The sequence below is a fragment of the Lysobacter sp. H21R4 genome (assembly GCF_015277535.1).
Taxonomy (GTDB): Bacteria; Pseudomonadota; Gammaproteobacteria; order Xanthomonadales; family Xanthomonadaceae; genus Novilysobacter; species Novilysobacter ciconiae.
The window spans coordinates 969,264-981,759 of the sequence record NZ_CP063772.1; the positions used below are offsets into that span (position 1 = coordinate 969,264).

13 protein-coding genes are annotated in these 12,496 nt (G+C 66.5%); 7 read left to right on the plus strand and 6 right to left on the minus strand.

Translation table 11 applies throughout. The features are described from left to right. Positions 1-16: 16 nt before the first annotated feature. From INQ40_RS04435 to INQ40_RS04450, 4 genes are all read right to left on the minus strand, one after another. Complete coding sequence (locus INQ40_RS04435) at positions 17-1,231, minus strand: DUF4105 domain-containing protein (protein WP_194342002.1); 1,215 nt, start codon at positions 1,229-1,231, stop codon at positions 17-19. Then, entirely contained in the window at positions 1,224-2,111 is an 888-nt protein-coding gene (locus tag INQ40_RS04440; RefSeq protein ID WP_194342003.1) for a transporter associated domain-containing protein, read from the minus strand. Before INQ40_RS04440 ends, INQ40_RS04435 begins: the two co-directional genes overlap by 8 nt. A gap of 84 nt (positions 2,112-2,195) precedes the next feature. Beyond that, the gene (gene ybeY, locus INQ40_RS04445) at positions 2,196-2,669 is read right to left on the minus strand and encodes an rRNA maturation RNase YbeY (RefSeq protein ID WP_194342423.1); all 474 of its coding nucleotides are present in this window, start codon (positions 2,667-2,669) and stop codon (positions 2,196-2,198) included. Between the two features lie 28 nt (positions 2,670-2,697). Further along, the gene (locus INQ40_RS04450; protein ID WP_194342004.1) at positions 2,698-3,684 is read right to left on the minus strand and encodes a PhoH family protein; all 987 of its coding nucleotides are present in this window, start codon (positions 3,682-3,684) and stop codon (positions 2,698-2,700) included. Positions 3,685-3,771: 87 nt separating this feature from the next. Between INQ40_RS04450 and INQ40_RS04455 the strand changes: the two genes are divergently transcribed. After that, positions 3,772-5,481: an amidohydrolase gene (locus INQ40_RS04455; protein ID WP_194342005.1), complete on the plus strand. Its 1,710-nt coding sequence runs from the start codon at positions 3,772-3,774 to the stop codon at positions 5,479-5,481. A 36-nt stretch (positions 5,482-5,517) separates the two neighbouring features. Here the strand turns inward: INQ40_RS04455 and miaB are convergent, their stop codons facing one another. Then, a complete protein-coding gene (gene miaB, locus INQ40_RS04460) occupies positions 5,518-6,915 on the minus strand; it encodes a tRNA (N6-isopentenyl adenosine(37)-C2)-methylthiotransferase MiaB (RefSeq protein WP_194342006.1) in 1,398 nt (465 codons plus the stop codon). Between the two features lie 181 nt (positions 6,916-7,096). Here miaB and INQ40_RS04465 point away from each other — a divergent pair, with 181 nt between their 5' ends. The 6 genes from INQ40_RS04465 to INQ40_RS04490 all read left to right on the plus strand — a co-directional run bounded on the left by INQ40_RS04465 (position 7,097) and on the right by INQ40_RS04490 (position 12,192). Beyond that, positions 7,097-7,984 (plus strand): lytic transglycosylase domain-containing protein, encoded by an 888-nt coding sequence (locus INQ40_RS04465; RefSeq protein WP_194342007.1) that lies wholly within the window; start codon positions 7,097-7,099, stop codon positions 7,982-7,984. A gap of 154 nt (positions 7,985-8,138) precedes the next feature. Continuing rightward, entirely contained in the window at positions 8,139-8,816 is a 678-nt protein-coding gene (petA, locus tag INQ40_RS04470) for a ubiquinol-cytochrome c reductase iron-sulfur subunit (protein ID WP_194342008.1), read from the plus strand. A 3-nt stretch (positions 8,817-8,819) separates the two neighbouring features. Next, positions 8,820-10,079, plus strand: coding sequence for a cytochrome bc complex cytochrome b subunit (locus tag INQ40_RS04475; protein WP_194342009.1), 1,260 nt, complete (start codon positions 8,820-8,822; stop codon positions 10,077-10,079). A 46-nt stretch (positions 10,080-10,125) separates the two neighbouring features. Further along, a complete protein-coding gene (locus INQ40_RS04480; protein ID WP_194342010.1) occupies positions 10,126-10,857 on the plus strand; it encodes a cytochrome c1 in 732 nt (243 codons plus the stop codon). An 88-nt stretch (positions 10,858-10,945) separates the two neighbouring features. Further along, complete coding sequence (locus INQ40_RS04485; protein ID WP_193986591.1) at positions 10,946-11,581, plus strand: glutathione S-transferase N-terminal domain-containing protein; 636 nt, start codon at positions 10,946-10,948, stop codon at positions 11,579-11,581. Positions 11,582-11,649: 68 nt separating this feature from the next. Beyond that, the gene (locus INQ40_RS04490; RefSeq protein ID WP_193986593.1) at positions 11,650-12,192 is read left to right on the plus strand and encodes a ClpXP protease specificity-enhancing factor; all 543 of its coding nucleotides are present in this window, start codon (positions 11,650-11,652) and stop codon (positions 12,190-12,192) included. Here the strand turns inward: INQ40_RS04490 and INQ40_RS04495 are convergent. Then, positions 12,185-12,496 carry a DUF3301 domain-containing protein gene (locus INQ40_RS04495; protein WP_193986595.1) on the minus strand — a complete coding sequence of 104 codons (312 nt, stop codon included), beginning with the start codon at positions 12,494-12,496 and terminating at the stop codon, positions 12,185-12,187. The genes INQ40_RS04490 and INQ40_RS04495 overlap by 8 nt on opposite strands.

Sequence of the window (12,496 nt, forward strand, 5' to 3'; positions counted from 1 at the left end):
CGGCAGGGCCTTCCGGTCAACGGGTCCGCAGGCCAAGCATCAGCCCGACGTGGAGGGGGAGCACCAGCACGATCCAGTGGAGGTTCTGCTGGGGCAGCGACTGCAGCCAGTGCGTGAACAGACCGATCGTCGCCAGCACCGGCATGGCCCGCAGCAGTATGTCGAACCAGCGACCGGGTGCGCGCCCGCGTGTCAGGCGCCAGCCCCCCGGCAGCAGCGCCCATGCCAGCGGACTCATCAGCAGGAGGTTGTAGTTGGCCCATCCAAAGCGGTGCGCGGTGGCGAACCATATGAAGAGCATCAAAGCGCCTATGACGCCCGAGAGCGCCCAGAACGGCAGGGCAAGGCCGGCAACCGCGCGCGGTGCCAAGCGCCCGGCCCATGCGAGCGCGCCCCCGACGATCACGCCGGCCAGCAGCCACAGCCACCAACGCCGCGGGGTCTCTGCCGGCTCCGGATCCAACCGGTGCGGCAGCAGTTCCCGTTCTTCGGCCACCAGCGGTGCGCCGTCGGGGCCGTGCGCGTCGCGCAGCGAGGCGGCCAGGCGCATCGGTACGAACGCATCGCCCCAGTTCGATAATGGCTGGTCGGCGGCCGGGCCAAGGCCGAGGTCAAAGCCCAGCCACATCGGCAAATCCGGCGACGCCAGGCGGGTCGCCTCGCTGCGGAAGGTGTCCCCGCGCGATCCGCCCATCTGCCGTGCAAGCCCGCCGTCGAGCGCCCGGTCCAGCGCATCGCGGACCCGGGTCGAGCAGTTGTCGAGAAAGTAGTCGTACCGGTAGTGGGCGTTCTCGGGTCGAGCATTCTCGGCCAGGGCCGCTGCCAACTCGGCAGCATCCGCCGGGGGCAGGTTGAGCCACTGCAGGCTGACGCCGCGGCCCACGTCGCGGTAGTAGGCGAGGTCGTCCTCCAGCGGCAGCGCGACCAGCTGGTAGCGCATGTCTCCGCGGATGAAGCGGGCGATGAAGTCCGGCTCGGTCGGGTCGAAATAGCCGAAGTTGTAGGAAATCGCCGTGCCTTTCGCCGGGTCATCCACCAGGATCGCGTTGTGGCCGAAGCGCTCGAAGAAGATCTCCCCGGGCTGCATCGTCACCACGCCGATGCGCGGCGCCGCGGCGGCGGTGAACCCGCACAGCAGCAGCGCCACCAGCAGCAACAGACGCGGCACGAGATGGGCGGGAGCCACCAGGAGTGCGGGCCAGCGCGAGGGCGGGGCGCCCGCCTCAGGCATCGCCGAGCACGCTGACGTGGAAGGTGTGCACCCGGCGCGCATCGGCGCTGGCGACCCGGAACACGAAGCGTCCCAGCATCAGTTCCTCGCCCGCTTCGGGCAGGTGGCCGATCGCGGCGATCACCAGCCCGCCGATGGTGTCGTATTCGTCATCGTCGAAATCGGCACCGAAGTGGTCGTTGAAATCCTCGATCGGCGCCAGCGCGTCGACGATGAAGTGCCCGTCGGCCTGGGCGGATATCAGCGCATCGGGATCCTCGGCTTCGTCGTGCTCGTCGTCGATGTCGCCGACAATCTGCTCCAGCACGTCCTCGATGGTCAGCAGGCCCGCCACGCCGCCGTGCTCGTCGATGACGATGGCCATGTGGTTGCGCGACTGGCGGAACTCGCGCAGCAGGATGTTCAGGCGCTTGGACTCGGGGATCAGCACCGCCGGCCGCACCAGCGCGTGCAGGCTGGGCACGCCGTTGTCGGCGACCACGCCCTGCAGCAGGTCCTTGGCCAGCAGGATGCCGATGATCTGGTCTTTGTCCTCGCCGTGCACGGGAAAGCGCGAATGGCCCGATTCAACCACCTGCTCGACCAGCGTCTGGAAGGGCATGTCGGCCGGCAGCATCACCATCTGCGAGCGCGGGATCATCACATCGCCCACGCTGAGGTCGGAGATCGCAATCGCGCCCTCCATCATCGTCAGGGTGTCGGCCTCGATCAGTCCGTCGGACTGGCAGTCGCGAAGCAGCTCGACCAGATCCTCTCGCGAGGTGGGCTCGCCGGACAGCGCGGAACTGATGCGCTCGAACCAGGACCGGCGCTTGTCGTTGCGGTCCGGCAGCTCGTGCGCGGAGGCGGGGGTGGAAGTACTACTGTCGTCCTCGGACATTGCTCGCATTCGGGATACGCCCGGGGGATGGACGTCAGCGCGAGTCTAGCGCATGCCATGGTCGCGGCCGCGTCAGCGCGCCAGCTATTCGCCGGCGAGATAGGGGTCGGCAATGTCCAGCGTGGCGAGGATTTCGCGCTCCAGTTGCTCCATGCACTCGGCCTCGCGCTCGTCCTCGTGGTCCCAGCCCAGCAGGTGCAGGATGCCGTGCACGGTCAGGTGGGCGTAGTGGGCGTTGACCCGCTTGTTCTGCTCGGCCGCCTCGCGGGCGACCACGGGGGCGCAGATCACCAGGTCTCCCAGCAAGGGCAGGGTCACCCCGTCGGGCAGGTCGGCGGGAAAGCTGAGCACGTTGGTCGGGTGGTCCTTGCCCCGGTAATGGCGGTTGAGCGCCAGACCCTCGCGGTCGTCCACTAGGCGGATGGCCAGGTCGGCTTCGCGGATGCGGCCGTCCAGCGCGGCGGCCGCCCATCGCCGGAAGCTCTGCGGGGACGGGATGCCTCGGCGCGGCAATCCGTAACTGACGGAGACCTCGAGAATGGTGGGGCCCAGTGTCATCGCCATGGACTCGGGTTCAGGGTCGGGTTCAGGGGTTGCCCGCGTCACCGGCTTCGCGCGCGTCGCGGGCCTCGTAGGCATTCACGATGCGGGCGACCAGCGGATGGCGGACGACGTCGTGCGATTCGAAGAACGTGAAACTCACCTCGTCCACCTCGCGCAGCACGTCCACAGCATCCTTCAAACCGGACTTCACGTGCTTGGGCAGGTCGTTCTGGGTCAGGTCGCCGGTGACCACCGCGGTGCTGCCGTAGCCGATCCGGGTCAGGAACATCTTCATCTGCTCGATGGTGGTGTTCTGTGCCTCGTCAAGAATCACATACGCATCGTTGAGCGTGCGCCCGCGCATGTAGGCCAGCGGGGCGATCTCGATGACGTTGCGTTCCAGCAGCTTGAGCACCTTCTCCACGCCGAGCATTTCGTACAGCGCGTCGTAGAGCGGGCGCAGGTACGGATCGACCTTCTGCGACAGGTCGCCAGGCAGGAAGCCCAGCTTCTCGCCGGCCTCGACCGCCGGCCGCACCAGCACCAGTCGCTGCACGCGTGACTCGTTCAAGGCCTCCACCGCGCTGGCGACGGCCAGGAACGTCTTGCCCGTGCCGGCCGGGCCGATGCCGAAGTTGATGTCGTTTGTCGCGATGGCGTGCAGGTATTTCTGCTGGTTCGGCCCGCGGCCGCGGATCGTGCCGCGCTTGACGCGGATCACCACTTCCTGCGGTTCCACGTCTGCATCGGCGACCTGCGATGCGTCCGAGCCCGACAGGGCCAGATGGATAGCGTGCTCGTCGAGCGTGTCGTCGCCGGCCTCTCGCCAGAGCTCGCGCAGCACCTTCTCGGCCGTGCGCACGGCGGCCTTGGCCCCGGTCAGGCGGAAGATGTTTCCGCGATTGGCGATTTCCACGCCGGTGCGCAGTTCGATCATGCGCAGGTGGCCGTCGAAAGGCCCGGCCAGATTGGCCAGCCGCTCGATCCCGGGAGGGTCGAGCGCAAACTCGGAAACGGTGGATGGCGCCATGGGGTCAAGGTCCTGCGTGGCACGCCAGCTTGCACCCGCGGTCGGGTTTTCGCAAAGTGTCCGGATTCATCCAGCTAGGGGCAGGGCATGCGGGCGATCCACGCGATCCAGGGGAAATTGTTGGTCGCCGCCATGGCGGCCTGCGCGCTGCCATGGACGGCGGTCGATGCGGCGCAGTCGCGCGCCGCTCCGGCCGATATCACCGTGCTGGTCGCAGGCCGGATCCACACCATGGATGTCGCCCGCCCGCGCGCGCAGGCCATGGCGTTCGATGGTGACGGCCGGATCCTCGCCCTGGGCACCCGCGACGCCGTGCAGGCACAGTTTCCAGCCGCCGCGTTGCTGGATGTGGGACCGACCACGGTCGTGCCGGGCCTGATCGACGCCCACGGCCACGTCGCCGGGCTCGGCCTGAACGCGATGCGCGCCGATCTTGCAGGGACCACCAGCAAGGATGAGGCGGTGCGGAGGTTGCGCGATTTCGCCGCCGAGCTGCCGCCCGGCACCTGGCTGCTGGGACGCGGCTGGGACCAGAACCGCTGGGCCGGGAAGCAGTTCCCCTCGGCCAGCGATCTGGACGCGGTGTTCCCCGACCGGCCGGTGTGGCTGCGGCGGGTGGACGGCCATGCCGCCTGGGCCAACAGCGCGGCGCTGGCGCTGGTCGAGCGCGACCTGAGCGGCGACTGGCAGCCCGATGGCGGCAGGATCGAGCGCGATGCCCAGGGCCGTCCCACCGGAATCTTCATCGACGAGGCGATGACGCTGATCGACGCCCTCGTGCCCGAGCTTGAGGACAAAGTAGCGTCGCAGGCGCTCGCGCTGGGCATGCAAGCCGCCGTCGCGCACGGCTTGACCGGCGTGCACGATGCCGGCGTGTCGTTGTCGACGCTGAAGCATTACCAGCAACTGGCCGACCGCGGCGAGATGCCGATGCGCGTCTATGCCATGGCCGATGGCGACGGCGAGGCACTGGATGCGCTCTGCCGCGACGGCCTCTACCAACATCCCGGCGGTCGCCTGCAGATGCGTGCCGTCAAGGTCTTCGCCGACGGCGCCCTCGGCAGTCGCGGAGCCGCCTTGCTGGCGGACTACAGCGACGACCCGGGCAACCGCGGACTGATGCTGGCATCGGAGCAGCAGCTGGCGAACGTCACAGCCAAGGCCCGGCGCTGCAACGTGCAGGTCGCTACCCATGCGATCGGCGACCGCGGTAACCGCGCAGTGCTGGATGCCTACGCCGGCGCCCTCGGCAACAAGCTCGGATCGGACCACCGCTGGCGGATCGAGCATGCGCAGGTCCTGGCGGCGACGGACCTGCCGCGACTGGGGGCGATGGGCGTGATCGCATCGATGCAGCCCACCCACGCGACCAGCGACATGGCCTGGGCCGGGGACCGTCTGGGACCGGAGCGGATCGAGCATGCCTACGCCTGGCGCGAATTACGCGACAGTGGCGCGCGCCTGGCGCTGGGCTCGGATTTCCCGGTGGAGTCGGTTGATCCGCGCCTTGGTCTGTACAGCGCCACGACCCGCGCCGACGCCGAGGGCATACCGGCCGGTGGCTGGCAGCCGGAGGAGAAGCTGACCGCCTTCGAGGCGCTGCGTGGATTCACCGTGGACGCGGCCTATGCCAGTTTCGACGAGGACGAGATCGGCAGCCTGGAAGTCGGCAAGCGCGCCGACTTCGTCGTGCTGGCGCAGGATCCGTTGCAGATCGATCCGCGACACTTGCGCGAGCTGACGGTGCTGGGAACCTACGTCGACGGCGAGGCCGTCTATATTGGCAAGGTCGACTGAATCGCCGCGACCGTTCAGCCGGGACCGTGCAGCGGATCAGGCGAGCGCCACCCGCCCGCGCAGTGAGTTGGCCATCACTTCGGTCACCACGATATCGACGAACTGGCCGATCATCGCCGGATCGCCGGCAAAGTTGACCGAGCGCATGTTCTCGGTCTTGCCGGTCAGTTCGTTGGCATCGCGGCGGGATCGGCCTTCCACGAGCACGCGCTGGGTGCTGCCGAGCATCGATTCGCTGATCCGTCGCGCGTTTTCGTTGATCGCCGCCTGCAGGCGCGCCAGCCGCGCATGCTTTTCCGCGTCGGTCGTCGTGTCCTCCAGGTCCGCCGCCGGAGTGCCGGGACGACGCGAGTAGACAAACGAGTAGGACTGGTCGAACCCGACGTCCTCGATCAGCTTCATGGTCTTCTCGAAGTCGGCCTCGGTCTCGCCGGGAAAGCCGACGATGAAGTCCGAGGAGATCGAGATGTCCGGTCGCACCGCGCGCAGCTTGCGGATCTTCTGCTTGAACTCGAGTGTGGTGTAGCCGCGTTTCATCGCCGCCAGCACGCGGTCGCTGCCGGCCTGGACCGGCAGGTGCAGGTAGTTGGCCAGCTCGGGGACATCGCGGTAGGCCTCCACCAGCGAGTCGGAAAACTCCAGCGGATGCGAGGTGGTGAAGCGAATCCGCTCGACACCGTCCATCTGCGCGATCGTCCGCACCAGCAGGCCGAGGTCGGCGATCTCCGCCAGCCCGTCTGCGCCGCTGATCATGCCCGCGTAGGCATTCACGTTCTGGCCCAGCAGGTGGATCTCGCGCACGCCCTGCGCCGCGAGCTGGGCGACTTCGACCAGCACGTCCTCAAACGGCCGGCTGACCTCTTCGCCGCGGGTGTAGGGCACCACACAGAAGCTGCAGTACTTGCTGCAACCTTCCATGATCGACACGTAGGCCGACGGCCCTTCCGCCCGCGGCTCGGGCATCCGGTCGAACTTCTCGATCTCCGGAAAGCTGATGTCGACCTGGGGCAGGCCGGACTCGCGCCGGTCGCGGATCAGCTCTGGCAGGCGGTGCAGGGTCTGTGGCCCGAACACCAGATCCACATAGGGCGCGCGCTTGACGATGGCCTCGCCTTCCTGGCTGGCCACGCAGCCACCCACGCCGATCAGCACCGGCTTGCCATCCTTCTTCAGCGACTTCCAGCGCCCCAGCCGGCTGAATACCTTGTCCTGCGCCTTCTCGCGGATCGAACAGGTGTTGATCAAGATCACGTCCGCGTCGGCCGCGTTGGTGGTCAGTTCCAGCCCGTCGGAGGCGGCGAGGACGTCGGCCATCTTGGCCGAGTCGTACTCGTTCATCTGGCAACCGTGGGTCTCGATGAACAGCTTGCCGCGCGGCGCCGTCGCCGGGGCGGGTTCATCGGCAGTCAGGGTCGAGGTCGTGGAATCGGTCATGGCGGGTCCGGGCTGGCGCAGAATGTGGCGTCAGGACTTCGGACTTCGAAGCAGGACGCCCGCGCCAGGCCTGTAATGGATGGAGGGCTGCACCAGTCTAACGGCCGAGGAGCGCGAAGGGTGTCGCGTTTTCGCTAGCGCACACTTGGCAAAGCGGGCGTGAAAGGTGACACTCCCGTTCATGAGGGGGTCAATTCTAGTCATCGGTCTGGCATTTGCACTGGCCGCCGTCCCTGCCGTCGCCGGCAGCGTCTACCGCTGCGAGACGCCCGACGGCACACGCAGCTACGTCAGCAAGCGAATCCCCGGGGCGCAGTGCCGCGTGGTCAGCACCGATCCAGCGCCGGCCCGGCCATCGCCTGCGGCCGTTGCCAGCATGCCGACGGTCGCGACGGCGAGCGTCGCAGCGGGCCCGTCGTCGGATCCCTCTGCGCCTGCAACCTTCCTCACCAACGCCGCTCCCGTGACCCCGGTGAAGACCGGCAGTGGCGGATCGCGCCGCGTCCAGGGGCAGGTCTACTCCTACATCAAGGACGGCGTGCGCCACTACAGCAGCACCCGGCCCAAGGGCGTGGCCACTGCCGGACCGGTTCGCGCCATTGCCTACAGCTATGTGGAAACCTGCTTCGCCTGCGGCTCGTCGACGGCGGTCAATTTCGGCAACGTGCGCCTGAACCGTGAGGCCTACCGCGACGAGATCGCGGCCGCCGCCAGCTCCCACGGCATCGATGAGGCGATCGTGCGCGCGATCATCCATGCCGAGTCGGCGTTCAATCCCAACGCGCTCTCCCGGGTCGGTGCGCAGGGGCTGATGCAGCTGATGCCGGCCACCGCCCGCCGCTTCAAGGTCAGCAACGCCTTTGATGCCGGGCAGAACATCCAGGGCGGGGTGGAATACCTGGCATGGCTGCTCAAGCGCTTCGACGGCAACCTGACCCTGGCTGCCGCCGGCTACAACGCCGGTGAGGGCGCGGTGGACAAGTACAAGGGTGTTCCGCCGTACAGCGAAACCCAGCGCTACGTGCAGCGCGTGGGTGTGCTCGCCGAGCGCTACCGCGCAACCAATTGATACGGGTGACGGAAAAGGGCCCGGCGGCGGCCAGATCGGATTGTCGGGCCGTTCATCCATCCGTTACACTTCCACGTCTTTATGAGCCGCCAACCGTCGCCAGTGGTGCCGGGTGCGCGGTGGAGCTTCGATTACCAGCTTTGCGGAGTGCCGGATGACCAACCCAGGGGTCAATGATCCTCAACACGTGCCTGTCGGTGATCCCGTCGGCGATCCCGTCTACGAGCCCGTCAACAAGGGTCGTCGCCGTTTCCTTACCGCAACCACCGCCGTGATCGGCGCCGTGGGCGCTGGCGTTGCGGCTGTGCCGTTCATCAAGTCGTGGAACCCCAGCGAGCGGGCCAAGCAGGCCGGCGCGCCGGTGACCGTCGACATCACCCCGTTGGAAGCCGGCCAGCGCCTCGTGCGCGAATGGCGCGGCCAGCCGATCTGGATCGTGCGCCGGACCGAGGCCATCCTTGAGGCGCTGCCGACCCTGGACGACCAACTGCGTGACCCGATGTCGGAGAACCCCGACCAGCAGCCCGAATACGTGCTCGAAGAGTTCCCCGAGCTGCGTTCGATCAAGCGTGAGGTGTCCGTGCTGGTCGGCCTGTGCACGCACCTGGGCTGCTCGCCGGAGATGAAGGCGGAAATCCGTCCCGAACCCTTCGACACGGCGTGGAAGGGTGGTTATTTCTGCCCCTGCCACAAGTCCAAGTTCGACATGGCCGGTCGGGTGTACGACGGCGTTCCGGCACCGACCAACCTGCTGGTGCCGCCGCATTTCTATGCCGACGACAACACCATCGTGATCGGCCTTGATCCCTCTTCCAACCAGGGAGCAGCCTGAGCCATGGCGAACATCTTCACCCGTAGCGCCAATGGCGTGATGGACTGGGTCAACGAGCGCGCGCCCGGCATGATGCCGGTCTACCGCAAGCACATGACCGAGTACTACGCGCCGAAGAATTTCAACATCTGGTACTACTTCGGCGTGCTGGCGATGGTGGCGCTGGTCAACCAGATCCTCACCGGGATCTTCCTGACCATGCACTACAAGCCGAGCGCCGCCGAGGCGTTCTCCTCGGTCGAGTACATCATGCGCGACGTGGAGTGGGGCTGGCTGATCCGCTACATGCATTCGACCGGTGCCTCGCTGTTCTTCGTCGTGGTCTACATCCACATGTTCCGCGGCCTGATGTACGGCTCGTACCGCAAGCCGCGCGAACTGGTGTGGATCCTGGGCATGCTGATCTACCTCGTTCTGATGGCTGAAGCCTTCATGGGCTACGTGTTGCCCTGGGGCCAGATGTCGTTCTGGGGCGCCAAGGTGATCATCTCGCTGTTCGGCGCGATCCCGGTGATCGGGCCGGAACTGACCGAGTGGATCATGGGCGATTACCTGCCCTCCGATGCGACCCTGGGCCGCTTCTTCGCCCTGCACGTGATCGCGTTGCCGCTGGTCCTGCTTTTGCTGGTCGTGCTGCATCTGGGCGCGTTGCACGAGGTCGGCTCCAACAACCCCGACGGCGTGGACATCAAGAAGGGCCCCAAGGGCAACCGCTGGGATGCCAACAAGCCCGCGGACGGCATTCCGTTCCACCCGTACTACACCGTCCACGACCTGGTCGGGATCGGCTTCTTCCTGATGGTCGCGGCGTTCATCATCTTCTTCGCGCCGGCCTTTGGTGGCTGGTTCCTGGAGCACGACAACTTCGTCGAGGCCAACCGCCTGGTGACGCCGGAGCACATCAAGCCGGTCTGGTACTACACCCCGTTCTACGCGATGTTGCGGGTCATTCCCGACAAGCTGGGCGGCGTGATGGTCATGTTCGGTGCGATCGCCATCCTGTTTGCCGTGCCCTGGCTTGACCGCAGCAAGGTCAACTCGGTCCGCTACAAGGGCTGGATCACCAAGACCATGCTGACGATGCTGGTGGTGTGCTTCATCTGGCTGGGCAAGATCGGCGCCGGTCCGGGTACCGACCCGGTGGAGACCCAGATCGGCCGGGTGCTGACGTTCCTGTACTTCGCGTTCTTCATCACCATGCCGTTGTGGACGAAGATCGACAAAACCAAACCGGTGCCAGAGCGGGTGACGACCCATGGGTAGTCCGTTGATCTCCCTCACTCCGCGCTCCCTCACGGTCAAATCGAACATGGTTGCCAAACTTGTCCTCTTCGTTGCCGGCCTGCTGGTTTCGGCCGCTGCGTTTGCCGCCGGCGGTGGCGCGCTGCAGCAAGCCGATACGGATCTCAACGATCGCGGGTCGCTGCAACGCGGTGCCAAGCTCTACCTGAACTACTGCGCCGGCTGTCACTCCCTGAAGTACCTGCGCTATTCGCGCATGGCCAGCGATCTGGGACTGACCGAGGACGAGGTGATGGAAAACCTCGTGTTCACCGATGCGAAGTTCGGCGACCACATCGAAACCGCCATGCCGAAGGACGGCGCCACGGAGTGGTTTGGCAACGCGCCGCCCGATCTGAGCGTGATTTCCCGTGTGCGCGGCGCGGATTGGCTGTATACCTACCTGAAGTCGTTCTACCTGGATGATTCGACGGCGCTGGGCTGGAACAACAGCCTGTTCCCGAACGTAGCCATGCCCAACCCGCTATGGGAGATGCAGGGCCTGCAGCACGCCGAGTACGGCGCGGCCGATGCGACCGGCAACCGGATGATCACCGGCTTGACGGTCACGCAGCCGGGCAGCATGGATCCGCAGCAGTTCGACCAGTCGGTACGCGACATCACCGCATTCCTCGAATACGCCGGCGAGCCGGCGATCCTGAAGCGTCCCGCGATCGGCGTCTGGGTCATCCTGTTTCTTGCGGTGTTTACGTTCTTCGCTTGGCTGCTGAACAAGGAGTACTGGCGCGACGTGCACTGATGAGTCGTAGTTGAGGTCGTGACGACTGTCCACGCTGGGTGGATGGCGTCTTGCGTCCGGCGGATTCCGGGCGTTGGAGAGGTCGAAAATGGCGTCAAGCCCCCGTATGCGCAATGCCCTTACCCTGTTTTCCTCGAATGATTGTGTGTTGTGTCATCGAGTCCGGCTGGTATTGGCGTCCAAGGGCGTTACCTACGACCTGATTTCGGTGGATCCGCAGAATCCGCCGGAGGACCTCATCGACCTCAACCCGTACCACTCGGTGCCGACCCTGGTCGAGCGCGACCTGGTGCTCTACGCAGCCAGCGTGGTCAGCGAATACCTGGATGAGCGATACCCGCATCCGCCGCTGATGCCGGTCGACCCGTTGTCGCGTGCGCGGCTGCGCCTGGCCACCTTGCGCCTGGAGCACGATTGGGTGCCGCAAGTGCAGGCGATCCAGATGGGCACCAAGGCCCAGGCCGAGGCGGCGCGCAAGCGGCTGAAAGAACTGCTGACTGCCTCGGTGCCGTTGTTCAAGGCGTACAAGTTCTTCATCAACAACGAGATGAGCCTGGCCGATTGCGCAATGGCGCCGATCATCTGGCGGCTGCCGTCGCTCGGCGTGACGCTGCCCAAGGATGGCAAGGCGCTGGAGGATTACGGCAGCCGCATCTTCCGCAACCCCGGATTCGCGCGCAGCCTGACCGAGCAGGAGCGGCGGCTGAACGAACTGCCGGTCTGAGCCGTCAGCGCTACCGAAGCCACGCGGCGCCGTCCCCGGAATCGCGGTCGGTGTTCTAAACTGGTCGCATGAACGACGAAACCCCAGTGATGACCAGTCACCGTCCGTACCTGCTGCGGGCGCTGTATGAGTGGATCGCCGACAATGACATGACGCCCCACCTGCTGGTGGACGCGACGCGCAGCGGCGTGCAGGTTCCGCTGCATGCCGTCAGTGAGGGGCGCATCGTGCTGAACGTGGCCCAGCAAGCGGTCTCCGGGTTGGAGATGAGCAACGAGCTGATCCGCTTCAGCGCCCGTTTTGGCGGCGTCAGTCAATCGATTTCCGTGCCCACCCACGCTGTCGTGGCGATCTACGCGCGCGAGACCGGACAGGGCATGGTCCTGCCCGATGAGACCGGCGATGAGGCGGACGCCGGTCAGAACGCGCACCCGAGCTCCGAGGGAGCGGCAACGCAGCGGCCAGCGTTGAGCGCGGTGCCCAGCGACGCCTCAGGCGCAGAGCGCATCCACAGTGACGCGGAAGACAACGACGATGATCCGGCGCCCGATGGCGACGGAACCGATCCGTCCGGTCCGCGACGCGGCGGGCACCTTCGGGTCGTCAAGTAGCCTGGTCGACCGGACCGGCGAAAGAGACCATCCGGCCGCCGCGCAGGACCAGCCGACCCACGTGGCGGTCCTCGCCGTCGCGCGAGTAGTCGAAGCGGAACGTCCGCTCCCATCCCAGCCAGCCGTCCTCGCCGCGGTACAGGCGCATGCGCATCACGTGCACCGTCTGGTCCAGCAACTGCACACCCGCCGCCGAACAGGCCTCGCGGCCCAACACCTCCGCGCGCTCGGCGGCGCCGCGGCCCGCGCTCCAGAAAGCAAACGCCACTGATCCCACGATCATAACGATCAGCATCGTGGGCAC

Bases quoted from the DNA above. Each gene is read 5' to 3' on its own strand.
- INQ40_RS04435 (WP_194342002.1), bottom strand. From the start codon at position 1,231: ATGCCTGAGGCGGGCGCCCCGCCCTCGCGCTGGCCCGCACTCCTGGTG.
- INQ40_RS04440 (WP_194342003.1), bottom strand. From the start codon at position 2,111: ATGTCCGAGGACGACAGTAGTACTTCCACCCCCGCCTCCGCGCACGAG.
- ybeY (WP_194342423.1), bottom strand. From the start codon at position 2,669: ATGACACTGGGCCCCACCATTCTCGAGGTCTCCGTCAGTTACGGATTG.
- INQ40_RS04450 (WP_194342004.1), bottom strand. From the start codon at position 3,684: ATGGCGCCATCCACCGTTTCCGAGTTTGCGCTCGACCCTCCCGGGATC.
- INQ40_RS04455 (WP_194342005.1), top strand. From the start codon at position 3,772: ATGCGGGCGATCCACGCGATCCAGGGGAAATTGTTGGTCGCCGCCATG.
- miaB (WP_194342006.1), bottom strand. From the start codon at position 6,915: ATGACCGATTCCACGACCTCGACCCTGACTGCCGATGAACCCGCCCCG.
- INQ40_RS04465 (WP_194342007.1), top strand. From the start codon at position 7,097: ATGAGGGGGTCAATTCTAGTCATCGGTCTGGCATTTGCACTGGCCGCC.
- petA (WP_194342008.1), top strand. From the start codon at position 8,139: ATGACCAACCCAGGGGTCAATGATCCTCAACACGTGCCTGTCGGTGAT.
- INQ40_RS04475 (WP_194342009.1), top strand. From the start codon at position 8,820: ATGGCGAACATCTTCACCCGTAGCGCCAATGGCGTGATGGACTGGGTC.
- INQ40_RS04480 (WP_194342010.1), top strand. From the start codon at position 10,126: ATGGTTGCCAAACTTGTCCTCTTCGTTGCCGGCCTGCTGGTTTCGGCC.
- INQ40_RS04485 (WP_193986591.1), top strand. From the start codon at position 10,946: ATGGCGTCAAGCCCCCGTATGCGCAATGCCCTTACCCTGTTTTCCTCG.
- INQ40_RS04490 (WP_193986593.1), top strand. From the start codon at position 11,650: ATGAACGACGAAACCCCAGTGATGACCAGTCACCGTCCGTACCTGCTG.